Genomic DNA, 26,411 nt, shown 5'->3' with positions numbered 1-26,411 from the left:
GCACGCGCAGACTGCCAGTTCCAGGAAGGCCCCCCCCCAGAGGGATCAAGCAGTAGGATCAAGTACTGGGATCAAGCAGAACAAAATGACGAGGACCGAGTTGGACCACTCGGCTCGATGATGGCAAGAAAAAGAACTGCGCGGACCAAGGTTCAGGGGGGGGACGGTCCGCGCAGGGCCAGCTCCCTGCCGGCACGGGACTCCATGACAGCGACTCTGCTGCATCTTTCTGGAGCAGAGGGTGGCCCCCCGGCCATCCTCCCTCCTCCATTTTTCTTGTCGTCAGACCCCGTTGCCGAGGCCTGACATGGCTTCCTCCCTCGTTTTTCTGTTCCGCCTTGGCTTGTTCTCCAAGCCTCAGCCTCAGAAGCCGGCGTCGTCCTGCTGAACGCCCTGGACCCCGACATCGTCGCTCATCGGCTGACTGTCGATACCATCGTCGGCCTGGCTGGCGAGCGGATCGTCCGCCAGCAGCAGACTGGCGCTGGCCGCGTTGGCCGCCGCCGCGTCCGGATCACGGGTCAGTTCGAAGGACGCGATGTCCTGGGAACCGCCGTTGAAGGTCAGTCGCAGCACCTGCACGCCTGCCTCCAGATCCAGGGTCATCGACGCCGTGTCGACGAACACGCCCCAGTCGCTGGTCACCGGTGTGTCGACGCTGCCCTGCTCGTAGACACTGCCGTTCTGCTCCACCGAGGCGGTGATACTGCGTCCACCATTGGGGCCAGAAGTGACGAAGGACAGGGTGTGGCTACCGGCCTGCTCGACGTTGATGGTGTACTCGAGCCACTCACCATCCTCGATCCAGCCCACGGCCTCACCCTGGCCGACGATATCCACCGGGGTATCGCGGAAGTCGCTGCCGAACTGCGCCGCACTCAGCTCGTTGAAGGCCTCGCCCTGCTCGCCCTCGTCGAACTGCACCGCATCAAGCGCAAGGCCATCGTCGGCGTCCACCAGCCAGGGGGTACCACCGGCGTTGAACGCCTGCTGGCCATCCCGTGACAGCGAGAAGCCCTCAAGGTCCATGGACCCGCCGTTGAAGGTCAGGCGCAGCACCTGCTCACCGGCCTCCAGCGTCACCTGGGTGCTTTCGGTCTCGACATAGTTGGTCCAGCCACCGGTGGGCTCGACCCCCACCGGCGTGGCGGTGGCGTAGGGCGTGCCGTCGTCCTTGGTGAAGCTGGCGGTAATCGAGCGCTGCCCACCGCCGGTGGTACCCAGCGAGGCCAGGAAGGCCATGTCGTAGGTCCCCGCCTGCTCGATGTTCAGGGTGTACTCCACCCATTCGCCATCCTCGATCCAGCCGATGGCGCTGCCGCCGTTGGACAGATCCACCCCCTCGCCGCGCACGTTGCTGCCGAGCTGCGCCTCGCTGGTGTCGTTGTAGGCGACGTCCTGTCCGCCCTCGTCATAGTTCACCGCATCGAGGCTGAACTCGCTGCCCACCTGCCAGGGCTGGCCATCGTCGGTGAATGCCTGCTGGCCATCGTCCACCGCTCCCACCGGCGCCAGGGTAAAGCTCGCCAGATCCATGGAGCCGCCGTTGAAGGTCAGGCGTACCACCTGTTCGCCCGCCTCCAGCGCCACCTGGGTGGTCTCGGTCGGCACGAAGTTGCTCCAGCTACCGGTGTCGTTCACCGCCACCGGCGAGGCGCTCACGTAGGGGCTGTCGCCGCCCTTGGCAAAGCTTGCGGTGATGGTGCGCGGCCCGGGGAAATTGGTGTCCATTGAGGTCAGGAAACCAAGATCATAGAGCCCGTCCTCGGCCACGTTGATGGTGTACTCGACCCACTCGCCTTCGGTGATGTAGCCGATGGCCAGTGACGGCGTGGAGATGTCCACCGCCTCGTCCGAGCGGAAGCCATTGCCCTGATGCGCCGCGGTGGAGTCGTTGTACGACACCCCCTGACCGCCGCTATCGAACAACCGCGCCTCCAGGGTCAGACCGTCGGCGTCCACAAGCCACGGCGTCTGGGTGTCGTTGAACGGGTCCTGACCGTCGTCCACCGGCTCCACCAGATCCAGGCTGAACGATGCCAGATCGAGCTGACCGCCGTTGAACGTCAGCCTGAGCACCTGCTCACCCTCTTCCAGATCGAAGGTCAGGGGACCCACCTCGGTGAAGCTGGTGAAGCTGCCGGTGTTGGGCAACGCCTGCGTCTGGGCATCGGTGTAGAAGCTGCCATCCTGCTCGAAGGCCGCGGTGATCGACTTGCCACCTGAGACCGCCGAGGTGGAGAAGTTCAGCGTATAGGTGCCCGCCGTCTCCACGTTCAGGGTGTACTCCAGCCACTCGCCGTCGGCCACATAGCCGATGGCCAGGCTACCGTTGGAGATGTCCACCGCCTCGTCGGAGCGGAAGCCATCGCCCTGGTGCGCGTCGGTGGTGTCGTTGTAGGCCACTCCCTGACCCCCGTTGTCGAAGAACCTCGCCTCCAGGGTCAGGCCGTCCGCTCCGACGGCCCAGGCGCTCTGGTCGTCGTTGAAGGCGGTCTGTTCCACCGGCGTCGGATCGTCGAGGAAGTTCGGGGTACCGTCGCCATCATCGTCGTCGTAGAGGTCCACGCGGCCATTGCCGTCGGCGTCCTCGGCGCCGGTCGGATCATAGGTGGTGACGTTCTCGACAAGGAAGATATTGTCGTTGTAGTCGTAGTTCACCCCCGCGTAGTCCTGGATGACGATATAGGTGTTCGGGATCACATTGCCGTCGGCGTCCTTGGCCACGTACACCCGGATCAGGTGACCGTCGTTCTCGTCCCAGTTGAGATTGGCCCCCGGGATACCGATGGCATCGATGGTGTCCTCGTAGAGGTTGGCATCGGGATCGGACCAGGAGATGTATCCCGGACGATCGGAGATCTCGGCATAGAAGCCGAAGGGGTCGTCACGATCCAGGGTCGCCACCGCCAGGTTGTCGCCGTCATTCAGGGTACGCGGCAGCAGGGTCTGACCGTCGGCCTCGTCATGGGCGATGATCTCGTCGATGTCGCGGCTGTCGACGTCGTGGATGAACAGCCGGGCGATGTCACCCTGGCCATGGTAGGCCGCCAGCTGGGTGATGGTGATCGGCGAGGCCCCGTCGGCGCGCTGGAAGTACGGCGCCAGAACCTCGTCGCCGTTGGCCTCCACCAGGCCGCCCTGGTTCATCTGTCCCTGGGCCACGTCGGTGGAGTAGCCGAAGGCGTTGACGATCTCCTGCACCGTCGGCTCCTGGCCGCTCTCGGACTGGTTCTGGCTGATGCCGGCCAGTTCTATCACCTTCTCGGCTTCGTCGGCGTCGCTTGAGCTGATGATCAGGCTGGCCTCGTAGAGCGAACCGTCGTTGGGGTCATCGGCGATAAAGCGCACCGTCACCTCCACCGACTCGCCCGGCGCCAGGGTCACCGCACTGAACGCCTCGGTCAGCTCGAACAGCGAGGTATCGCTGACCTCGACGTCGTCGATGGTCAGGGCATCGAAGCCGTCGTTGGACAGGGTGATGGTGACCTCGTCGTGGACCTCCTGGGCATCATTGACCGGGTTCTCGATGCGCGACATCACCAGCCGCTCGTCGGAAGGCACGCCGTCGTTGTTGGTCACGGTCAGCGAGCCACCGGACACCGGCTTGACCCCTTCGATCACGAACATGTTGTCGTTGTAGTCGTAGTTGATGCCGGTGTAGTCCATGATCCCCAGGTAGGTATTGGGGATCACGTTGCCGTCGGCGTCCAGCGCCCGGAACATGCGCACCGTGTAGCCCCGCTCGATACCGTCGGCGTCCGCCGGCGGCGTGCCTCCACCCTGGGGGTTGAGCGACGGATCGGTGGAAAGGCCGGCCATCTCGATGCCGAAGACCTCTTCGCCGGCCCAGCCATCGGGGATGGTATCCCGGCTGAACGTCGCGGTGGCAAAGTCACCGTTGTTGACCAGCGGCAACAGCGTCTGGTTGTTGTCTCCCTGGTGGTTGGTAAAGATGATGTCCTGGTTCTTGTTGCCCGGCGCATGGATACCCAGCGTCGCCCCGCCACCACCGTGGTAGGCGGCGATCTGGGTGATCTTGGCCTCGCTTACGCCGTCGGCCAGCGACCAGTAGCGCGACAGCACCTCGTCGTCGTTGACCGGCCGATACAGGTCGAAGTCGTTGAGCACCGAGTTCTGGCCGCCACCGGTGGTCGCCAGACCATCGATCTGGTTGCCGAAGCCGAACACCTCCCAGACCTCGTTGACGTTGGGTTCCCAGCCACCCTCGTCACGAGCCTGCCAGAAGCCGGCCATGTGGATCTCGGCCACCGGCGAGTCCTGGTCATTGGTCACCAGTCGAATGCGACCCTCGAACACGCCATCCCCGGCGTCGGTGGTCGGCGCCGTATAGGCGTCCCGGTCGAACAGCACCGTGACCGTGAGCGACTCACCGGCAGCGAGGGTCAGGCCGTCGAACGCGCCCGGATCGGCCAGCACGAAGGGCCCGTCGATATCGGATTCGAGGATCTCCAGCGGCTCGCTGCCGCTATTGGAGATCGTCACCGTGGCGCTGTCCTTGAACTCGCGATCGTCGTTCGAGGCGCTGTTGTTCTCCAGGTAGCTGAAGTGCAGGCGGTTGGCGAAGTAGGCAGCATCGCCGCTCTGCACCTCGATATCGGCGTTGTCGTTACCGGTCAGCGGCGACACGTCGAGGTAGTCGAGGTCATCGGCACCATCGGCGCTGGATACCGCGCGCAGGTTGTACTCGACGCCGGCCTGAAGCTCGACGTAGACGCCCTGCTCGCCGGCGTCACCCACCCCGGGATAGGCCAGGCTATCGATGGTCTGCCCATTGAGGGTCAGCGCCAGCGAGCCACCGTCATCGGCACCGGCGTTGGCCGCCAGGTCCAGACGATAGAGACCGTCGCTGTCCACCGTGAAGTAGAAGTCGGCGGTCAGCTCATTGACGGTACGCGCACTGTTGCCATCCTCGAGCTCGATGCGGCCACCATCGGAGACATCGGCGTAGACCGGGATGAAGATGTCACCACTGTCGTCCGGCACCCGCAGCAGGTCGATATTGGGGCCCACTGCATTCGGCGCGGTCAGCACGATGGTGTTGCTGCCGGCTTCCAGGTTGACCAGCACGTCCTGGAAGAACCAGTCGGTCTCGTCGTCGTTGCTCTGGCCGACGAAATTGAGCTGGCCCAGGTCATTGCCGTTGATGGTCAGGCCCAGCGGACGGTCGGCCTTGCTCGCGGCCAGCGCGTAGCGGAAGCCGATCTCGTAGCTGCCCGCCTCGTCCACGTTCACCGTCCAGGTGATGGTCTGGTCCCCGGCACCGGCAAAGTCGACGAAGCCGTCACCGGAGGCGTTACGGTCGTCCTGGCTCTCGGGGACTACTACCGCCCCGCCGAGCGCGGCGTCCTCGGCCTCGTAGAGGGTGAAGCCGGGCGTTGCATCCCCTTCTTCCTGAAGGATCGCCAGCTGGTCGATGTTGGGCCCGGTGTTATCGGTGGCCTGGAAGCGCACCGTGTTGAGACCGGCTGCCAGATCGGCATCGATATCCACCGTCAGCCACTCGGCCCAGCGCGAGTCTGCGTCATCAAGTGCCGGGTCCTGGGGCGGCGGGAAGGATACGACGCCCACCGAGACGTTGTTGACGAATACCTCCAGAGGACGATCGGCATTGCCGCCGTTGGCGTAGCGCACCCTGAGCACCGAGTCGCCCGCCTGGTCGGGGTCCAGCTCGAAGCTGAAGGTGATGAAGTCCTCATTGGTGCTACCGAAGTCGGCGTAACCGCCGGGCACACCGTCATCGTCGACGTCATTGCCATCGACCCCGAAGGCGCCGGGGCGCAGGCCGTTGGGCAGATCTGCCTGGTTCGGCTCGGGATTGTTGATGTCGCGGATCTCGATCTCGGCGCCAGCACCGGAGGCCACGACCACCGAGGTGCCGTCATCCGGGGTCATGTCCTCGGCCTGGATGGCCAGCACCATGACCAGATCATCGACGGGGTCGGGATCGGGATCCGGATCGACGGGACCGGTGGTGCCACCCGGGGCCGGGTCGAGGCGAATGATCTGGCTCTGGCCGTTGCCGCGGTTGAGGGTCAGCAGGTAGAGCTGGCCGGTAGCCGGGTTCTCGATGATGTCCAGCGGGTCGACGTAGGTGATGACGTTACCGTCGGGATCACGCAGCACATCGTCGCCGATAACATTGCCGTTGGCGTCCAGGGTGATGGAGCGCACGTCGTCACCGCCGGAGTACTCGGTGAACAGCACGTTGCCCTGTAGGTTGCCGCCGAACACGCCGCTGGTGTATTCCACCGCCCCGTTGGGCGAGCGGTTCTCGCCCAGCGAATAGACCCCGGCGATGTCGTAGGTGCCCTCGGGATTGGTGCCCGTCGGGTACTTGTCGACCTGGTTGGGGTCATTGGCACCGGTGGGGTTGCCGCCGTTGAGGATGTACTCGTCACGCAGCGGGTTCGGGTGGCCGTAGTAGCCGCCCTCTTCGATACGGAACAGGTAGTCATCCTGCTTCTCGACACCAGTGTAGCGCTCGTTCTCCGGCGTGGAGGGATCATCCGGCACGTTGCCACCGGCCGCCGAGCCGTTGGTCGGCACGTACAAGAAGCCGTTGGAGTGCCACACCAGGTCGTAGGCGTTACGCGCCCCGGTGGCGAAGATCGTCAACACCGCGTCGGGGGCGTAGGGGTCGTAGTAGGTTTCCAGCACGTTGCCACTGGCGTCCTGGACCGTGGCTACGCCGCGATCGTCGAACACCAGGAACTCGCCGTTGCCCATGGGGATGGGATCATCCTTGGGATGACCATCGGGGTCATCGAAGCGCCGGTTCAGGCCATCGTCGGGCAGCGGTTCGGTGCTGACGTCGAAGGGGCCATTGGACACGTCGCGGGTCGGATCGATTTCCAGCACCGCGGCGTTCAGAAGACGCTCGGGACGGTTGCCCCAGGCGCTGTCCGGCTCACCCATGGCGGTATTCGAGCCCTGGATCAGATACAGCAGATGGCTCGGCACGTCCGGGTTGGTGTCCGGGTCGTAGTCCGGGTTCTCGCGGAACTCGAGGCTGTTGGTCACGTGGTCGCCGTTGGAGCGCGGCAAGCCGGTGATATAGGCCTCGGCGGTACCGGAGAAGCCGGGTCCATCGTCCAGGGTGATCTTGGTGATCCGTCCGCTGAAGTCCGGCACACCGTTGTCGCGTCCGGTCAGCGGGATCGGATAGTTGTCTGTGATCCACAGCACATTGGGATCGGTGGGGTCCACCACCAGACCGATGATGCCGCGCTGCTGACTCTGTCCCGGCTGGTCGAAATAGTCGTTGGGCAGACTCAGATCCTGGCGATTGGACAGCGAACCGTCGACCGGGTCGACATCGTAGCGCAACAGTTCACCGCTGATGGTGGCGATGTACATGTAGGCGCCATCCGGGCTCATCTCCAGCGAGGTGAAGCCGAAGGCTCCGTCGGCGGCGCCGTTGAGTTCCACCACGTCGTTGAAGGCCACGTCGCGCGCGACCACCTCCGGCTCGGCGCCGGTGACGAAGGTGTTGGTGTACTTCTGGAACTCGCGGGTCGGCGCGCTCGCATCGTCGTTGGGGCCACGGTCCTGGAAGCCGTCGATCACCAGGGTGTAGCTGGTAAATGGCTTGAGGGTCTGGCTCGGCGAGATGGTCAGCGAATCGAAGCCGCCGGTGGTGTTGGCGTTGAAGCTGACTTCCTGGCCGGTAACGGTCTCGAACAACCGAATCGAGCCGTCGCCGAGGCTTTCGAGCAGGGCTCCACCACGTCCGTCCACCACCGAGATGCCGACAAAGATGTCGGAGGTCGGATCGACCCCGGTGGGAATGGCACCGTCATCCGGATCGAGATCCACCTCCACCTCGTTCTGGCCGACCCCGGCGATCGCCCGGGCGTCGGTGAAGAAGGCGTAGTCTTCGGCGGCGTCGCGATCGTCCCCAGGGGTCAGGTCCGGCAGGGCCTGAATCTCGATGTACTGGATCTCGGTGTTCTCATTGTTGAGCCCCATCGAATCCAGGGTCAGACGACCGTCGGTGACCTGGACGATGCGGGTGACCAGGTCAGAGCGCACGCCGTCGGTGTCGTTGGACGGGTTGGTGTCGGCCGGGAAGTCATCCGGGCGGAACGGGGTGAAGGGGTCGTTGAACAGCTCGCCCTCGGCATGGAGCACGTTGTTGCTGTCGTAGGGCCCACTGGTATCACCGATGGAGATGGTGACCTCGTAGAAGCCGTCTTCCAGCTCGATCTCCCAGCCGGCCCGCACATAGTTGGGTCCCGGCTGGTCGAAGTGGGCGTAGGTTCCCTGACGCGGGTCGAGGCCGGCGATGTCATCGGTGCGATCATTGACCGCGACGCTGGTCAGCGAACTGATGTCCAGCGGCTCGGTGCCGGGATCGCCATCGTAGATCGACTCCTCGGTGACCCAGCCGTACTGGTAGGTCTGGCCGTCGACGGTGACCGACTGGGTGCCAAAGGCCTTGCCGTTGTCGGCGATGTAGCCATCCGGCACCGCGGTGCCCTCGGGCTGGAAGTTGATCTTGACCGAGAAGCGATCGCCCGGCTCCACCGGACGATCCGGTGCCACCCCGTCACGACTCACCGTCAGGCTGTCGATGTTGGGGCCAGCGTTGCCGATATTGGCCAGACGAATGGTGTTGTCGCCGGCCTCAAGCTCCACCTCGATGGTGGTGGTGGTCCAGTTCTCCCAGCCGGCCGCGTCGGTTCCGGTGGAGGCAAAGGCCAGGCTGCCCTGGCTCTGGCCGTCGACCAGGATATCCATGGGACGGTCGGCGCCGTTGGTGCCGGCGTTGGTATAACGCACCTCCAGGGTGTAGGTGCCGGCCTCATCGACGCTCACCTGAAACTCGGCGGCGTCACCGGCGTCGGCGCCCATGTCCAGGTAACCGCTACCGGAGAAGCCATTCCATAGACCGTCGGGGCCGGCTGCGGTGTTGGTTTCCGGATTGTCGGCGTCGCGCACCTGGGTGTCGCCGTCGGCGTCGACGATGGTCAGCGCCTCACCCTCGATGGCGAAGTTGAACGCCGGGGTGCCGACGTCGGCCTCGTTGAAGTCGAACACCACCTGGTCGATGTTGGGACCGCCGGTGGCGCCCGCGGGCATGGTCAGGGTGAAGGTGTTGGCGCCCTCGACCAGCTCTACCTCGACTTCCAGGGTCTGCCACTCGTTCCAGGCGTCCGCGCCGGTGGCGTTGGGGAAGCCGAGCTGGCCCTGATCATCGCCGTTGACGGTCAGATCCAGCGGCCGCGGGGCATCACCTCCATTGGCATAACGCACGGTGGCGGTGTAGCTGCCGGCCTCCACCGCGTTGACGTTGAAGGTGATCTGGTCGCCGGGGTTGGAGCCGAAGTCCAGGTAGGCGTCACCCACCGCGCCGGGACGATGATTGCCGAAGTCGTCGGGATTGTCCGCATCCACCGGCCGGGTGACCTCGCCCTGGGCGGTACCGCCCACGTCGACGATGTCGGCGTCTTCGCCCTGCAGGGTGATCGGCGCCACCACCACGTCGTCGTCCTCGAAGCTGACCACTTCGGTGGCGCTGGCCTCGTTGCCGGCGGCGTCGGTGACAAACAGCGTGACGGTGAGATCACCGCTCTGGTCGTCGAGCTGGCCGCTCAGGTCCAGGGTAATGTTGCCCGAGGCATCCGGCGTCACCTCGGTGCGGGTCGCGCCACCGTCGAAGGACACCTCGACGGTGGTAACGTCGTCATCGACACCCGAGACATTGAACACCGCCGCCGCCAGCTGGCTGGCGTCGAGGGTATCGTCGTCGGCGACGATGGCGAGATCGCCATCCTCGTCAGCGCTGACGTCTTCCGCAATCGGGCCGCTGCCGCCCTCGGTCACCTCGATGCGATCGATGTTGGGACCGGTATTGGCACCTGCCGGGATCGCCAGGGCGATGGTATTGCTGCCCGCCTCCAGGGTCACGGTGACGGTCTCGAACAGCCAGTGGTCGAAGCCTTCCTCAGGCCCGGTGCCGTCCGGGTCGGTACTGACCATGGCCAGGGCGAGCGGATCACCGCCATTGATCACCAGATCCAGTGGACGATCGGTATTGGTGGCGTAGCGCACGCTGATGTCGTACTGGCCGGCCTGGGCCACGTCGATCTGCCAGCGGACGTTGTCTCCCGGGGTGTCACCGAAGTCCAGATAGCCAGTGCCACTGAAGCCCGGACGCAGTCCGGTGGGCTGGTTCGCCTCGGGGTTGTCCGGGTCGCGGACCTGGGTGTCGGTGTTGTTGGGGTCGGTATCGAAGCTCTCGACCACACCGTCCTCGGCCTGCAGGCTCAAGGGCGAGAAAGGCGCCTCGTCGACGTCGTTGACGGTGACAGACACCAGCTCGGTGGTGGAAAGATCACCGTCGCTGACGCTGACCTCGACCTCGTAGACGTTGTCTTCGTTGGCGTCCGCCGCCAGCTCGAAGTCACGCGCCGAGGTGAAGGCCAGCGCTCCGGTATCAGGGTCGATGGTGAACAGCGGCGCGTCGACACCACCGGTGATGGCAAACACCGGCGCCGTCAGGGTGGCCGGCTGACCGTCCTCATCGAGCACCGAGATGGACCCGATCTCGGTCAGGTTCTCGTCGATGGCAAGTGCGGTTGCACCGATCGAGAGACTCTCGTTGACATCGTTGACCGTGACCAGGGTCGCCTGGGACACGCTGTCTTCGCCGTCGCTGACGATGACCGTCAGCTCATAGACGCCGTCTTCGTTGGCGTCAGCGGCGAGCTCGGCGTCCGGGGCATTGACGAAGCTCAATACGCCGGTATTGGCGTCGAAGCTGAACAGCGCGGCATCGGCTCCCTCGAGGGTCACCGTCAGGGCGTCACCGTCCAGGTCGTCCAGTGTCAGGGTCGCCACGGCACTGGTGTTTTCATCGACACTGACGCTGTCGTCGAGTCCGTCAATCGTCGGGGCGTTGTTGACCGGCTCCTCGATGCGCAGGAGGTCCAGCGAGTCGATGCGCATCAGCTCGCCGCCCTCGCCTCTAAGCTCCAGCGACAGCAGCGAATCGGCGGTAATCTCCACCGGCGTCTCGAACACGATCTCCTTGCGGTTGCCGCTCTGACCGGCGTTGCCCCGGCCACCACTACCCACCAGGGTGCCGAAGTCGTCGCTCAATACGACGTCGGAGGTCAGGCTGTCGCTCGACAGATTGCGCGCCTCGAGGGCATTGCCGTCGATGGACAGGGTCAGTTCACCCTCACCGTCGGTCTCGTCGAAGACGTACAGGGTAACGCGATACCAGCCCGGCTCGACGCCTGCGGCGGCAAGCTCGGTTCCCACGGTGGCGGGCGCGTTGCTGGTCACCCGGATCAGCTCATTGCCCGAGGCACTGGCGTTACCGGTGGCGATGACGTTGTCGGCGTCCAGGTCGGTAAAGGCCTCGGCCTCGATGGTCACGACGTCACCGATATCGGTGCCCTCGATCTGGAACTCCAGCACCTGGGTCGCCGACAGACCGCCGGGATCGGTGGCGCGCAGGGTCACGCTGAAGTTGCCGCCCTGGGAGGGCGTGCCCTGGATCACGCCATTGACCACCTCGAGTCCTGCCGGCAAGTCTTCGACCGTCAGGGTCAGGTCGTCACCGTCGGGGTCGGAGAACAGCGGCGCGAAGTCGGCGATCGCCACCTGACCGAAGGCCTCGCCGACTTCACCGAAGAACGGCTCCAGCGCCGCCGGTTCCGCCACCGGGGCGTCGTTGACGTTGTCGATGGTCAGCACAAAGCTGTCGGAGGTCTCGATCTGACCGTCATCGGCAAACAAGGTAACGGTATAATCACCGGGCTCCAGCCCATCCAGGCTGCCGCTCAGCACGCTGCCGTCGATGGCAAGACCAGCGGCGTCGACAGGCGCACCATCGGCGTCGGCCACCTCGAAGCGGTAGCTCAGGTCGTCGCCGTCGGGGTCCTCGAAGGCCAGATCGACCTCGAGGGTGGAACCTTCATCGAGGGCAAGGTCGGCGACGCCACCACCGACCACCTGCGGCGCCTGATTGACGTCGCCGGTGGTGGCCTCGCTCAGGGTCACGTTGGAGAAGCGCGCGCTGCCCTTGGCGCCCAGGTCGTCGTCGTTGACGAACACCAGCGAATCGATGGTGGTGCCCGCGTGGGCCGACAGATCGATGGTAAAGCTGACGACGCCATCACCGTCGTCATCGACGCCCTGGCCACGCAGGTCGACAAAACCACCCTGGCTCTGGGTGCCGGCCAGCTGGTAGGCGCTGTTGCCACCGTTGAAGGGGTTGTCGTCGAGGTCAAAGCCGATCGCGATGATCTCCGACACCGGGGTGTCAGAGGCGCTGAGTTCGAGCATCAGGCGGGTGTCGGCGGTGATCTCGTAACTTTCGCCCAGGGCCACCCGCTTCCACACGTTGTCGGTCAGGGCGAGCGTCGCGCCGGCGTCTTCCACCGCCGCACCGGTGCCCTGGGACGGGTTGTCCTGGTTGCCGCCGTAGGACGAGATCGCCCCCGCCGAGAAGTCCACCGTCAGCGGGGCATCGTCGGCTTCCAGGGTGACCTGGGTGCTGGTGCTGGCTTCGTTGCCGGCGGCGTCGGTGACGTAAAGGGTGACGTCCAGGGTGCCGGCGTCCTGGCCGGACAGGTCCAGCTGGAAGCTGCCGCCATCGACACCCACCGGGGTGCGGGTGGTGCCGCCGTCGAAGCTTACCTCGACGACATCGGCGTCGGTGTCCATCCCCGCCAGGTTGAAGGTGACAGCGTCGCTGTCATCCGCGGCTACCGGATCGACCGGGCCGCTGAGCGCCAGGTCAGCACCCTCGTCGGCGGTGGTATCCAGCGTCAATGACAGCTCGCGAGTCGCACGGTTGCCGAAGGCATCCATCGCGATCAGGCTGGCCGCCAGCGGCCCATCGGCCTGGCCGGACAGGTCGAGGCTGAAGTCACCGTTGGCGTCCGGGGTGACCTCCTCGACGTTGACGCCGCCATCGAAGCTGACGCCGACGAAGACGATGTCATCATCCAGCCCCGTTACGTTGAAACCCGCCGAGGCAGCGGCGTCGGCATTGATCAGGGCGGAAGCGGCGCCGAACGACAGGTCGTCACCTTCGTCGCCCTCGACATCGCCGACCGGACCGGTACCCGCCGTGGTGACCTCGAGACGATCGACGTTGGGTCCATTGTTGCGGCCAGCCGGGATCGCCAGGGTGATGGTGTTGTCGCCGGCCTGCAGACTCGCCGTCAGGGTCTGATAACCCCAGACATCGAAGCCCTCGGGATCGACATTGCTGGCGTTGGGATCGGTGGTGGCAAAGGCCTGGGTCGAGGCGTCTCCCCCGTTGATCGACAGATCCAGCGGGCGCGCCCCGTTGCTGGCGTAGCGGAAGTTCAGGTCGTAGTCACCCGCCTCGGCCACGTTGACGGTGAACGTCAGGCTGTCACCGGGTGCGCTGCCGAAGTCCACATAGCCGGTGCCGGAGTAGTCCGGGCGCAGCCCGACAAAGCCGCCACTCTCGGGGTTCTCGGCGTCGCGCACCAGGGTGGCGGCACCGTTGTCGACGCCGAGCTCGGCGTCCTCGGCCTGCACCACCAGCGGGTCGATCACTGGATTGGTTGCCGCAGCGCTGACCAGGGCCAGCTCGATCTTGTCGATATTGGGGCCATTGGTATAGCCGCCGCCCAGACGCAGGGTATTGGAACCGGCAGCCAGGTCGACCTCCAGGGTCTCGACGGTCCAGCCTTCCCACTGGCTGCTCTGATTGGGCCGGTTGGCAGCGTCGAGGTCGGACTCGACATCGTCGGGGTAGTAGTCCGGCGCCGTGGTTGTCGCGAAGGCAAAGGTGCCCAGGGTGGTGGTGGTCGCGCCGTCCACCAGTATCAGGTCCAGCGGACGGGGGCTGGAGGTAGCGTAGGTGACGCTTACCGTGTAGGTGCCGGCGGTGGCCACGTCCAGGGTGAAGTCAGCGGTGGCATTGGCATTGTCGAACGCCCAGTCCAGGTAGCCTGCGCCTTCGGCGCCGACCCGGAAGGTCTCGTTGCCGTTGGTGAAGTCAGCGATGCTGTCGAGCGTCGCCACCCGGTTGGTGCCGCTGTCGTTCACGTCCTCGGCGGGCGACAGCAGCATGTCCTCGCCTTGCACCACGTAGCGATCGGGGTCCGGGGCGGTGATTTCCAGATAGTCGATGTTAGGCCCGCTGGCCCCGTTGGAGGTCAGCGTAATGGTGTTGGTGCCCTGGGCCAGGGTCACCCGTACCGGCTGGGTCAGCTCGAAGTTGGTGAAATCATCGCCGGTGGCGGGCAGGTCGAACATGCGGTCGAACAGCTCGCCATTGACGTCCAGTCGCAGTGGACGGTTGCCGTCGCCCATGGCGTAGCGCAGCACCAGGTCGTATTCACCGGCCTCCGGCGCCTCGAAGGTGAAGGTCAGGCTCTCGCCACCGGCCACGCCGTTGCCGTAGTCCACGTAGGCGTTGCCCTCGGCGTCGGCGGCGTCAGGGTTAGCCGGATCACTGACCACGGCGATTCCGGTATCGCCGGCAATACTGGCCGAGGCGCCGTCGCTGGCGTCATCGTCCTCGGCCTGGATACGCAGCGAAAAGCCGATCGGTGCGGCCGCGGCCACTATTGAGGGGGTGGCTGAAGGGGTGGCTGAAAGCGCTGCGGCTGGGGTGGTAGAAAGCGCTGCTGGGGTTGCTGCCGAGCTTGATGCTGGGGTTGCCAAAGGCGCTGTGCTATCGGACGCAGCAGGCGCGCCTGGTGCCGACGCCGGCGCTGCATCTGCCGGGATACCCTGATCACCAGACGCTTGTTCCGATGCTTCCAGACCTTCACCGTCCTGCCCCGCTTCCACCTGGCCACTCGGGCCTGCGACTTCTTCGTCACTGGCAGCCTCGGCGTCCTCGATAAGCACATCGAAGGCGGCACGAAGTCCGCCCAGAGCCTGCCCTTGCCCATCGAGGGCATCGATCACCATGGCCAGCTTGCCCGGTTGCGGCGTCGGCAGATGGTCAAACACAAAGGGCCGTTCGAAACGCTCGAAGACGCTTTGTGCGCCGGCGGCATCCTTCCAGGTCATCCGCACGGCTTCGACCGCGTCCCGCCATTGGCCAGGATGCGGTGCGACCACCAGATCATGCATCTCGAAATCTTTTGTCCGAAATTCCGCCTTATCTGCCAGACGCTTTTGAAATGACTTTTGCCCACGGCTCACAAATGACATGGAAAACATGGCCTGCCCCCTGACGATTATTTTGGATAGTGATTGCCACCAACTACCAACAAGAACCCATCGACTTTCTTCGAAGATCTCTCTCGCCGCTTTACAGTCCGCCCAGACGAATCCCCAACTTCCGCTGAGACAACAAACGAACCGGCAGCCAGAAAGAGATGGCTCTCTCTGATTCTATAACCCGACGGAGGTACATCAAGATTTTTTTGACAGCGCTAACCATGCGAAATAAACGGTAGAAAAACCCTCATCAACGGTACTATATCTAGTTGTTTTTAATCGTTTTATTAAATTATTAACCTTTACGCGTGCAGTATACCCACCACCCCAAAACCAAAAACAAGGCACCTTGAAGTCCAGCGTAACAACACTCCAATATGAGACTTTTATTATGCCAACATCGGATATATATTCAGATTTCCACTATTAAAAAATCAGAGATACAGCCCGCAGATAACTGGGGAATAAAATCCAAAGAATAACTAGGCAAAAGCCCCTGAAAAGTAGTTGCAAGGTAGAAAAATCCGCATAACATCTTTAGTCATTCGACGCCCGCGTTGACCCACGACATTCACCATCTATAGGCAAATGGCCCAACCGATTTTCAAAAAAACGGCGCAATGTTCGCCAAACAAGAAAAATGACGTAACGTCCAGGGGGAGAGGGAAGATGTCTGCGGAACACAACGATCTGCGCAAGGTGCTGGCCTTCTGCCGGCGCAGCTTTGGCTATGTGGCCCTGTTCAGCCTGTTCATCAACCTGCTGATGCTGGTGCCGCCACTCTATATGCTGCAGGTGTATGACCGGGTGCTGACCACCCGCAGCCAGGAAACCCTGTGGATGCTGACGCTGGTGGTGGTGTTCCTGTTTCTGGTGATGGGTGGGCTCGAGCTGATGCGCTCACGCATCCTGGTCCGGGTCGGCAATCGCCTCGATGCGCTGATCAGTCCCCGGCTCTACAGCGCCATGTTCAAGCGCACCCTGGCGAGTCCCGGCAAGCCCTCCGCCCAACCGCTCAACGACCTGACCAGCCTGCGTCAGTTCCTCTCCGGCAACGGCCTGTTTGCCTTCTTCGATGCGCCCTGGGTACCGGTCTACATCGGGGTGCTGGCACTCTTTCATCCGTGGTTTGGGCTGTTTGCCCTGGGCGCTGGCGTGATCCTGGCCACCATCGCGGTCATCAACGAGCGTATGACCAAGCAACTGCTGACCGAGGCCAACGGTCGCCACGTGCAGTCCCAGGACCTGGCCAACAGCAACCTGCGCAACGCCGAGGTGCTGCACGCCATGGGCATGCTGCCCGGCATCCAGGGCCGCTGGGCGGCGCGCCATCGTGAATACCTGGTGCTGCAATCCCAGGCCAGCGATCGCTCGGGCCTGCTGACCAATACCTCCAAGGTGCTGCGGCTGATGTTCCAGTCGCTGATCCTGGGCATCGGTGCCTTTCTGGTGCTCAGGGGCGAGCTGACCCCTGGCATGATGATCGCCGGTTCGATCCTGATGGGCCGCGCCCTCGCCCCCATCGACCAGATGATCAACGGCTGGAAGGGCTTTTCCGGGGCACGCACGGCCAAGGGACGACTCGAGGCGTTGCTCGACGAGGTGCCCGCCGATCCGCCGACCATGCCGCTGCCCCGGCCCCGCGGTCAGCTCAGCCTGGAAGGCGTCAGCGCCGCGCCTCCCGGCGTGCGCCTGCCGACCCTGACCAACATCGACCTGAAGCTTGCCAAGGGCGAACACCTGGCCGTGGTCGGCCCCAGCGCCTCGGGCAAGTCGAGCCTTGCCCGGGTGGTGCTCGGGCTATGGCCGGCTCAGCTTGGCTGTGTGCGCCTGGATGGCGCCGATATCAACAAGTGGGATCGCACCGCGCTGGGCCCCTACCTCGGCTATCTGCCCCAGGACATCGAGCTGTTCGACGGCAGCGTGGCCGAGAACATCGCCCGCTTCCAGGAGGTCGACCCCGAGCAGGTCGTGCGTGCCGCCCGCCGTGCCGGCGTGCATGAACTGGTGCTGAAGCTGCCCGAAGGCTATGACACCTATCTGGATCACGGCGGCACCGCGCTGTCCGCCGGTCAGCGCCAGCGTATCGGCCTGGCCCGAGCGCTCTACGGCGACCCCGCGCTGATCGTGCTGGATGAACCCGACGCCAATCTGGACGATGCCGGTGAGGCCGCCCTGGCCGAGTGCCTGCTCCAACTGCGCCAGCAGGGCACCACCGCGCTGGTGATCACCCATCGCCAACGCCTGCTGAGCAACGTCGATCGTATCCTGGTGCTCAAGGACGGCCAGATCGCCTCGCTGACGCCGCCCCGCCGCAATACGCCGGCGGCCGCCGTGGCCACCGCTGGACGGCGCTCGCCCGGCGTCACCACACTGCACCCCAGCGCCCGGGGGCGCTCCCCCGTCAACCGCCGCAGCGGCGGTGAGGAGACCTCATCATGAACAGCCCCTCCCCTTCCCAGGACGACCTGCCGCTGCAGGACACTCGCTATCGGCGCATGGGCCTGATCATCCTGCTGGTCGCCTTCGGCGGCTTCGGCAGCTGGTCGGTAATGGCCAGCCTGGCGGTCTCGGTGGTGGCTCCAGGCTCGGTGTCGGTAGAGAGCTTCACCAAGACGGTGCAGCATCTCGAGGGTGGCATCGTCGAGCAGATCCACGTCGAGGATGGTAGCCAGGTCGAGGCCGGAGCACCGTTGATCACCCTGGATGACACCCAGGCGATGGCCCAGAGTCGTATCGTCGAGACCGAGTACCTGATCGCCCGCGCCAGCGAAGTACGCCTGCTGGCCGAACAGTCCGGCGCCGAAACGCTGGTCTTCCCCCAGGCCCTGATCGATTCGGACAACGCCCGGGTACAGGCGGTGCTGGAGGTTCAACGACGGCTGTTCGAGGTACGCCGCGACTCGCTGGAGGGCACCCTGGCGGCGCTCGACCAGCAGATCCTCCAGCTCGAGGAGCAGATCACCGGCCTCGAGGAGACCCAGGTCATCACCCAGCGACGAATCGACTCCCTCAACGGCGATGTCGCCAACCACCGCAAGCTGTTTCGTGATGGCTTGATCAGCAGCCAGCGCATGCGCGAGATGGAGCGCGAGAGCCTGGAGTACCAGAGCGACAACGCTCGTCACGTCTCCGAGGTGGCCAGGCTCAGGGCCCAGATCAGCGAGAACACCCTGAACAAGCAGATTCGCCTGCAGGAGTTTCAGCAGCAGGTCGGCGAGGCGCTGCGCCAGGTGCAGGCCGAGGTGGCCGACGCTGAAGAACGCCTGGTGGCGTTGAACGATACCTTGAAGCGCACCGAGATCACCGCCCCGGTAGCGGGCACCGTGGTCGGGCTCAAGGTGCATACCCTGGGCGCGGTGGTGCGCGGCGGCGACCCGCTGATGGACCTGGTGCCCATTGGCGACGGCTTTATCGTCGAGGCCAAGGTGGCCAACCACGACGTCGACCATCTGTACCTTGGCCAACCGGCGGAAATCCGCTTCAGCGCCTTCAACCAGCGGCTGTCCAACGTCATCGACGGTGAGGTCGTCCACGTCAGCGCCAACAGTTTCGAGGACGAGGCGACGCGCCAGCGCTACTACAAGGTACGCATCCAGGTCACCGAACTCGGCGAGAAGGATATGACCGAGAATATGCGGCTGATGGCCGGCATGCCGGCAGAGGTGATGATCCGCACCAGCGAAAGAAGCTTCGCCAGCTACGTCGCCAAGCCGATCGTGGACATGCTCGCCCGGGCAATGCGGGAGGAATAACGAAGCGGAAGCAAGCGTCACTGGTGGCTGGCGCTTGGCGCCACAAGTGGCCAAGCCACTTGCACATCGGCGACATGCTCGCCCGGGCAATGCGGGAAGAGTAAGAAAGGAGACCGCCTTTTCACGCGACACCCTTGCGCGCGTAAAAGGCGGAACACGACCTCGCATCAGGCGTTGAAGCGAATCGTCCCGATCCGCGACACCTCGTAGCCGCCAAGGCTTTCCGCCTGGTCGCGTAAACGCTCACCCCGGGCGAAGGCGAACAGCCGCTGCAGGGCATCGCTGAAATAGCTGCGTCGCCGCAACAGCAGGTCGAAGGACTCCTGGTGCAGGGGCAGGAAATGAAGCCCCTGGCGCTTTGCTGCGGCCTCCACACCAAGCCCCACGTCCGCCCTGCCCTGGGCAACGGCAAGCGCCAGGTCGTCCTCGCTTGTCGCCGGATGCTCCACCATATCCAGCCGCTCCATCTCGATGCCCTGCCGCTCCAGCAGCCAACCCAGCAAGCGGTGGGCGCCGGCGCCCTCGGGGCGCCGACCGATACGCAGCCCCGGCCTTGCCAGGTCACCCAGGCCTTTGAGGCCAAGCGGGTTGCCCTGCGCCAGCATCAGCCCCTGGGTACGTCTGGCCCAGTGCACCACCACCAGGTCACGCATGCCACCGAGGCCAAGCTCCGAGGGCACATTGTAGCGCCCCGCCCCGTCCAGCAGATGAGCACCCACCGCCATGGCCTTGCACGCCAGCAGCCGCTGGATGCCGTCGCCGCTGCCCAGGCAAAGGCTCGCCAGGCCACAGCCGCTCTCGCGCATCGCCCAGTCCAGCAGCGGATCCTGACTGCCGGCCATCACCTCCAGCGGCTCGGTCGCGGAAGACTGATCCCCCTCCAGGTGATTCATCAGCCACAGGTCGATGGCATGACGTGGAAACAGCAGTTTGCCGGTGGCACGGGTGCAGGGAATCTGCCCCTGGCGGACCAGATCGTAGACCTTGCGTGGCTTCAACCGCAGATAGTCGGCCACCTCTGCGGTGGTGAGGTAGCGAGGCAGGACGGGTTCGACCATCGGGTCACCTCCAAAAGGTGTAGAGGGTCACTTTGCAGGAAGTGATCTATGGCTGCATATATTACGGCCATGGGGTGCGCGCCGCAGTAGATCATCACATCATGCCGGTAGACCGGAAAACGGCAAGCACCCGACGCCCCCAAATCGACCGAGACACGATGACCGACTCTGCCTTCCTTACTGCCCTTGAACTCGTCATCGGTCTGGACGCCGACCTGCTCGATATCGTCGGGTTATCGCTGAAGATCTCGCTGACCGCTGTCGCCATCGCTGCCCTGCTGGCCTTTCCATTGGGGGCGGCGCTGGCGCTGTTTCGCTTTCCAGGCCGAGCCCCTCTTATCGTCACCCTCAATGCCCTGATGGGCCTGCCGCCGGTGGTGGCGGGCCTCGCCGTCTATCTATTGCTGTCCCGGGCAGGGCCGCTGGGTTCTCTGGGCCTGCTGTTTACCCCCACCGCCATGGTCGTGGCCCAGGTCATCCTGGTGCTGCCGATCCTGGCGGCCCTGACCCGTCAGAAGGTCGAGGAGCTCCACGGCGAGTACGCCGAACAGCTCGCCTCCATCGGGGTTTCTCGGCGGCGCCGTATTCCGACCTTGCTGTGGGACGCCAGGCTGTCGCTGATCACTGTGGTGCTGGCCGGCTTTGGCCGCGCCAGCGCCGAGGTCGGGGCGGTGATGATCGTCGGCGGCAACATCGACGGCGTCACCCGGGTCATGACGACGGCCATCGTGCTGGAGACCAGCAAGGGCAACCTGCCCCTGGCGCTGGGCCTGGGTATCGTGTTGCTGACACTGGTGGGGGTCATCAATGCATTGGCGCATCTGCTGGGCGAAGCGACGCGGAGGCAGCTCGGATGACCCATCTGACTCTTTCGGTGCCGGCCACGACGCCACGCCTGAACTTCGATCGCGTCAGCTACGCATCCCGTGGGCAGACGCTGCTGGGGCCGCTGTCGCTGAACCTGGAGGGCCATCGCCGCACCCTGATCATGGGGCCCAACGGCGCCGGCAAGAGCCTGCTGATGCGCCTGGCCCATGGTCTGCTGCAGCCGACGTCGGGGCGCCTGGTGTGGGAGGGCGCGGCGCCACGCCAGGCCATGGTGTTCCAGCGCCCGGTGCTGCTCAGACGCTCGGCCCTGGCCAACCTCGAGTATGCCCTGGCGGTGCAGCGGGTGCCCCGGCGTCAGCGCCGCGAACGGGCCAGGGAGGCGCTGGCGCGGTTTGGTCTGGAGGCGCTCGCCCGGCGACCGGCCAGGGTGCTGTCCGGCGGCGAACAGCAGCGCCTGGCGCTGGCCCGGGCCTGGCTGCTGTCGCCCGAGGTGCTGTTTCTCGATGAGCCCACCTCGGCCCTGGACCCCGCCGCCATTCGCGCCGTGGAGGCCGCTATCGGCGACTTTCACCGCCAGGGCGTACGCATCGTGATGACCAGCCATGACCTTCATCAGGCGCGCCGACTGGCCGACGAGGTGATCTTGCTGCACCACGGCAGGCTGGTCGAACAGAGCCCGGCAGCGACCTTCTTCGACGCCCCGGTCACCGCCGAGGGCCACGCCTTTGTCCACGGCGAGCTGCTCGATTGAGCGGCCTGCCCCATCCAGAAGTCCGATCAACCCACGCAAGGAAGGCCCCCATGACAAGATATCCAGACTCCACTCCTGCCAGTGCTCTGCTCTCCGGCGCCCTGCTGGTCGCCGGTCTGGCGGTGTGCGCCACCAGTGCCCAGGCCGAGGATGAGCCCCCTTTTATCACCCTGGCCTCCACCACCTCGACCCAGAACTCGGGGCTGTTCGATGCCATTATCCCGAGCTTTACCGAGGACTCCGGCATCGACGTCCGTGTGGTCGCCGTGGGCACCGGACAGGCCTTCGAGATCGCCAGGCGCGGGGACGCCGACAGCCTGCTGGTGCACGACACCGCCGGCGAGGAAGCCTTCGTGGCGGACGGCTACGCCACCGAGCGCGCCGACGTCATGTACAACGACTTCGTGCTGATCGGCCCGGCCGAGGATCCCGCAGGCATCCGTGACGCCGACAGCGCCGCCGAGGCGCTCAACCTGATCGCCGACAACGAGTCGCCCTTCGCCTCCCGTGGCGACGACAGCGGCACCAACCGGGCGGAGCTGCGGCTGTGGGAGTCGGCGGGGGTCGAACCCGGCGGCGACTGGTACCGTGAACTGGGCAGCGGCATGGGGGCCACCCTCAACACCGCGGCGGGCATGGGTGCCTACGTGATGTCGGATCGTGCCACCTGGGTGGCCTTCGACAACCGTCAGGATCTCGAACTGCTGTTCGAAGGGGACGAGGTGCTGTTCAACCAGTACGGCAGCCTCAAGCTGTCACCCGAGCGCCATCCGGAGCTCAAGCACGACCTGGCCGACCAGTGGCACGACTGGCTGTTGTCCGAGGCGGGCGAGCAGGCCATCGGCGACTTCGAGGTCAAGGGACAGCAGCTGTTCTTTCCCAACGCCGACAGCGAGTAATCGCTGGCTTGCGCTGAAGCCGGCGGCCGCGCCCGAGGCAGCAACGTCAACTGACCAGGGTCGTAGCGGGGTCATATATCTCGGTCTAGGCTGATACATGGATTGACGCGAGACGGGCGAAGGCACGCGATCGGCGTGCTTCGTTCGTCCCCATGACCGACAAGGACCCTCAATGCGCGCTCGCATCCTCTCTCTCTGCCACTGCCCGATCCCCCGCCAGGACCACCAGCACGGTGACAAGGTCGATGCCAAGATCATCAACCTGACGCCGGTGCTGGGCATGCGCGACCTCGGCTGTCGCCGAGTCACCCTGGCACCTGGCTGCCACGCCTGGCCTTTCCACTTCCATCACAACAATGACGAGATGTTCATCGTGCTCAAGGGCAAGGGCAGCGTGCGTCTGGGTGAGAAACGCTACCCCATCGTCGAGGGGGAGCTGATCGCGGCCCCCGCCGGCGACGCCGACTGCGCCCACCAGATCATCAACGACTCCGACGAACCCCTGACCTACCTGTGTATCAGCAGCATGAACGCACCGGACGTGATGGAGTATCCCGACTCAGGCAAGTTTGGTGTACTGGCCGGCAGCGCTCCGGGCGGCGACAAGGCCGAGCGCAGCTTCGAACACTACGGCATGCGCCAGGACGCGGTGGACTACTGGCAGGACGAAGGTTGATGGGACGGGCGTGCCTGGAGGCAGACGGCTCACCCTTGCCGTATCGCTCCATGCCTCGTGCCAGGCGCGCTTTCTCAGACGTTGCCGGTCTCGTCCCTGAATCTGGCCTGGCATTGAACCACTGCCATTATCCTGATCTCGACCTGAACCGCACGGCCCCCCTGTTCACCCCATCGCCCTGACCCGAAGGCGTTGTCTGGCGCTTTTGGTGGCTACCCACTGCCGGGCACCTGCCGCTCGACTACCCGCACCTATCTACCAACTTTGGTCGCAAGCATCACAAGCTGCACTTTACGTTAACGTAAACCTTGCCTAGTCTTCTTGTCATCCCGTGAACGCTCACCGCCTGCGGTGCCGTTTCACCTCGTCACCAACACCATCAATAAAGATGGTCCGGCCCCCTCCTGGCGCCGTATCGACCATCAAGGATGCCCCGGAGCCCATCATGTTCAGCCCCTACACGCCTCTCGATTTCGGCCTCGACGAAACCCTGGTCATGCTGCGCGACCAGGTCAATGCCTTCGCCCGCGACGAGATCGCCCCCCGCGCCGGCGAGATCGACGAGAAAAATGAATTCCCCGCCGACCTGTGGCAGAAGTTCGGCGACATGGGCCTGCTCGGCATCACCGTGTCCGACGAGGACGGCGGCACCGGCATGGGCTATCTGGCCCACTGCATCGCCATGGAAGAGATCTCCCGGGCCAGCGCATCGGTGGGCCTATCCTACGGCGCCCACTCCAACCTGTGCGTCAATCAGCTGAAGATCAACGCCTCCGCCGAACAGAAGGCCAAGTACCTGCCCAAGCTGATCTCCGGCGAGCACGTGGGCGCGCTGGCCATGTCGGAGCCGGGCGCCGGTTCCGACGTGGTGTCGATGAAGCTGCGCGCCCGCAAGGACGGCGACCGCTATATCCTCAACGGCAACAAGATGTGGATCACCAACGGCCCCGACGCCGACGTGCTGGTGGTCTACGCCAAGACCGATCCTGACGCCGGCTCCAAGGGCATGACGGCCTTTATCATCGAGAAGGGCTTTGCCGGCTTCTCCACCGCCCAGAAGCTCGACAAGCTCGGCATGCGCGGCTCCAACACCTGTGAACTGGTGTTCGAGGACTGTGAAGTCCCCGCCGAGAACGTGCTGGGCGAGGTCGGCAAGGGCGTGCGCGTGCTGATGAGCGGGCTGGACTACGAGCGCACCGTGCTGGCTGCTGGCCCCATCGGCATCATGCAGGCGGCGATGGACGTGGTGGTGCCTTACATCCACGAGCGCAAGCAGTTCAACCAGTCCATCGGCGAGTTCCAGCTGGTCCAGGGCAAGGTTGCCGACATGTACACCACCCTGAACGCCTGCCGCGCCTACCTCTACACCGTCGCCGCCGCCTGCGACCGCGGCCAGACCTCGCGCAAGGACGCCGCCGGGGTGATCCTCTACTGCGCCGAGAAGGCCACCCAGGTGGCGCTGGACGCCATCCAGCTGCTCGGCGGCAACGGCTACATCAACGAGTACCCGACCGGGCGCCTGCTGCGTGACGCCAAGCTCTACGAGATCGGTGCCGGCACCAGCGAGATCCGGCGCATGCTGATCGGGCGTGAGCTGTTCAACGAATCCAAGTAAGGGGAGCCGGTCATGGCGATTCTGGACACCAAGATCAACCCGCGCTCCGAGGACTTCCAGGCCCGGGACGCGGCTATGCGCGCCGAAGTCGGCAAACTGGCCGAACTGACCGCTGCCATCCGCCGTGGCGGTGGCGACAAGGCCCGTAGCCGTCACGAATCCCGCGGCAAGCTGTTCGTGCGCGACCGCATCGACCACCTGCTCGACGAGGGCTCGCCCTTCCTCGAATTGTCGACGCTGGCCGCCCATGAGGTGTACGACGCCGAAGTGCCGGCGGCCGGCATCGTCACCGGCATCGGCCGCGTTTCGGGCGTCGAGTGCGTGATCGTCGCCAACGACGCCACCGTCAAGGGCGGCACCTATTTTCCGCTGACGGTGAAGAAGCACCTGCGCGCCCAGGAAGTCGCGCGCAAGCATCGCCTGCCCTGCGTTTACCTGGTCGACTCCGGCGGTGCCTTTCTGCCGCGCCAGGACGAGGTGTTCCCCGACCGCGACCACTTCGGCCGAATCTTCTACAACCAGGCCACCCTGTCGGCGGAGGGAATTCCCCAGATCGCCGTGGTGATGGGCTCCTGCACCGCCGGTGGCGCCTATGTGCCGGCCATGGCCGATGAATCGATCATCGTGCGCGAGCAGGGCACGATCTTTCTCGGCGGCCCGCCGCTGGTCAAGGCCGCGACCGGCGAGACCATCAGCGCCGAGGACCTGGGCGGCGCCGACGTCCATACCCGGATCAGCGGGGTCGCCGATCACTACGCCGACAACGACGCCCACGCCCTGCAGATCGCCAGGCGCTGCGTGTCCCGCCTGAACTGGCAGAAGCGCGGCGAGCTGGCGATGGCCGCTCCGCGCCCGCCCAGCCTCGACCCCGAGGAGCTCTACGGTATCGTCGGTACCGACCTCAAGAAGCCCTTCGAGGTGCGCGAGGTCATCGCGCGGATCGTCGATGGCTCCGACTTCGACGAGTTCAAGCGATACTACGGCGATACCCTGGTCACCGGCTTTGCCCATATCCACGGTCATCCGGTGGGCATCGTCGCCAACAACGGGGTGCTGTTCTCGGAGAGCGCGGTCAAGGGCGCCCACTTCATCGAACTGTGTGCCCAGCGCAAGATTCCGCTGGTGTTCCTGCAGAACATCACCGGCTTCATGGTCGGCTCGAAGTACGAGCACGAGGGCATCGCCAAGCACGGCGCCAAGCTGGTGACCGCGGTGTCCTGCGCCAAGGTGCCCAAGTTCACGGTGCTGATCGGCGGCAGCTTCGGTGCCGGCAACTACGGCATGTGCGGCCGCGCCTTCGAGCCCAACCTTTTGTTCATGTGGCCCAACGCCCGCATCTCGGTGATGGGCGGCGAGCAGGCCGCCGGCGTGCTGTCCCAGGTCAAGCGCGAGCAGATCGAACGCGCCGGCGAGTCCTGGTCCGCCGAGGACGAAGAGGCCTTCAAGAAGCCGACCCGCGAACAGTACGAACACCAGGGCCATCCCTACTACGCCAGCGCCCGACTGTGGGACGACGGCGTGATCGACCCGGCCCAGACCCGCGATGTACTGGGCCTGTCGCTGGCCGCCGCGATGAATGCCGAGATCGAACAGACGCGCTTCGGCGTCTTCCGCATGTAATGCCCTCAAGGATGGAT

The 26,411-nt window shown here is 64.9% G+C and carries 10 protein-coding genes; 8 read left to right on the top strand and 2 right to left on the bottom strand.

Features of this window, described 5'->3' with window-relative positions:
- Positions 1 to 363 precede the first annotated feature (363 nt).
- Positions 364 to 15,102 carry a carbohydrate-binding protein gene (locus NFG57_RS08220; protein WP_348815875.1) on the bottom strand — a complete coding sequence of 4,913 codons (14,739 nt, stop codon included), beginning with the start codon at positions 15,100 to 15,102 and terminating at the stop codon, positions 364 to 366.
- Between the two features lie 759 nt (positions 15,103 to 15,861).
- Here NFG57_RS08220 and NFG57_RS08215 point away from each other — a divergent pair.
- Together NFG57_RS08215 and NFG57_RS08210 are read left to right on the top strand one after the other, a co-directional pair.
- A complete protein-coding gene (locus NFG57_RS08215) occupies positions 15,862 to 17,634 on the top strand; it encodes a type I secretion system permease/ATPase (RefSeq protein ID WP_348815874.1) in 1,773 nt (590 codons plus the stop codon).
- Complete coding sequence (locus NFG57_RS08210) at positions 17,631 to 18,947, top strand: HlyD family type I secretion periplasmic adaptor subunit (RefSeq protein WP_253556070.1); 1,317 nt, start codon at positions 17,631 to 17,633, stop codon at positions 18,945 to 18,947. The genes NFG57_RS08215 and NFG57_RS08210 overlap by 4 nt, the downstream gene beginning before the upstream one ends.
- 167 nt (positions 18,948 to 19,114) lie before the next feature.
- Here the strand turns inward: NFG57_RS08210 and NFG57_RS08205 are convergent, their stop codons facing one another.
- Complete coding sequence (locus tag NFG57_RS08205; protein WP_348815873.1) at positions 19,115 to 20,005, bottom strand: helix-turn-helix transcriptional regulator; 891 nt, start codon at positions 20,003 to 20,005, stop codon at positions 19,115 to 19,117.
- A gap of 158 nt (positions 20,006 to 20,163) precedes the next feature.
- Between NFG57_RS08205 and NFG57_RS08200 the strand changes: the two genes are divergently transcribed.
- From NFG57_RS08200 to NFG57_RS08175, 6 genes are all read left to right on the top strand, one after another.
- Positions 20,164 to 20,862 (top strand): ABC transporter permease, encoded by a 699-nt coding sequence (locus tag NFG57_RS08200; RefSeq protein ID WP_108132752.1) that lies wholly within the window; start codon positions 20,164 to 20,166, stop codon positions 20,860 to 20,862.
- Positions 20,859 to 21,584, top strand: coding sequence for an ATP-binding cassette domain-containing protein (locus NFG57_RS08195; RefSeq protein WP_045994994.1), 726 nt, complete (start codon positions 20,859 to 20,861; stop codon positions 21,582 to 21,584). The genes NFG57_RS08200 and NFG57_RS08195 overlap by 4 nt, the downstream gene beginning before the upstream one ends.
- A 50-nt stretch (positions 21,585 to 21,634) precedes the next feature.
- A complete protein-coding gene (locus NFG57_RS08190) occupies positions 21,635 to 22,483 on the top strand; it encodes a substrate-binding domain-containing protein (protein ID WP_348815871.1) in 849 nt (282 codons plus the stop codon).
- Between the two features lie 172 nt (positions 22,484 to 22,655).
- A complete protein-coding gene (locus NFG57_RS08185; protein ID WP_045994996.1) occupies positions 22,656 to 23,159 on the top strand; it encodes a cupin domain-containing protein in 504 nt (167 codons plus the stop codon).
- 445 nt (positions 23,160 to 23,604) lie between these two features.
- Positions 23,605 to 24,774: an isovaleryl-CoA dehydrogenase gene (locus tag NFG57_RS08180; RefSeq protein ID WP_045994997.1), complete on the top strand. Its 1,170-nt coding sequence runs from the start codon at positions 23,605 to 23,607 to the stop codon at positions 24,772 to 24,774.
- Between the two features lie 12 nt (positions 24,775 to 24,786).
- Positions 24,787 to 26,394 carry a carboxyl transferase domain-containing protein gene (locus tag NFG57_RS08175; protein ID WP_348815869.1) on the top strand — a complete coding sequence of 536 codons (1,608 nt, stop codon included), beginning with the start codon at positions 24,787 to 24,789 and terminating at the stop codon, positions 26,392 to 26,394.
- Positions 26,395 to 26,411: the final 17 nt, after the last annotated feature.

Origin of the sequence: Halomonas sp. H10-59, from assembly GCF_040070555.1 — a bacterium.
Classification (GTDB): domain Bacteria; phylum Pseudomonadota; class Gammaproteobacteria; order Pseudomonadales; family Halomonadaceae; genus Halomonas; species Halomonas litopenaei.
This window is presented reverse-complemented; position numbering and strand designations above follow the sequence as displayed.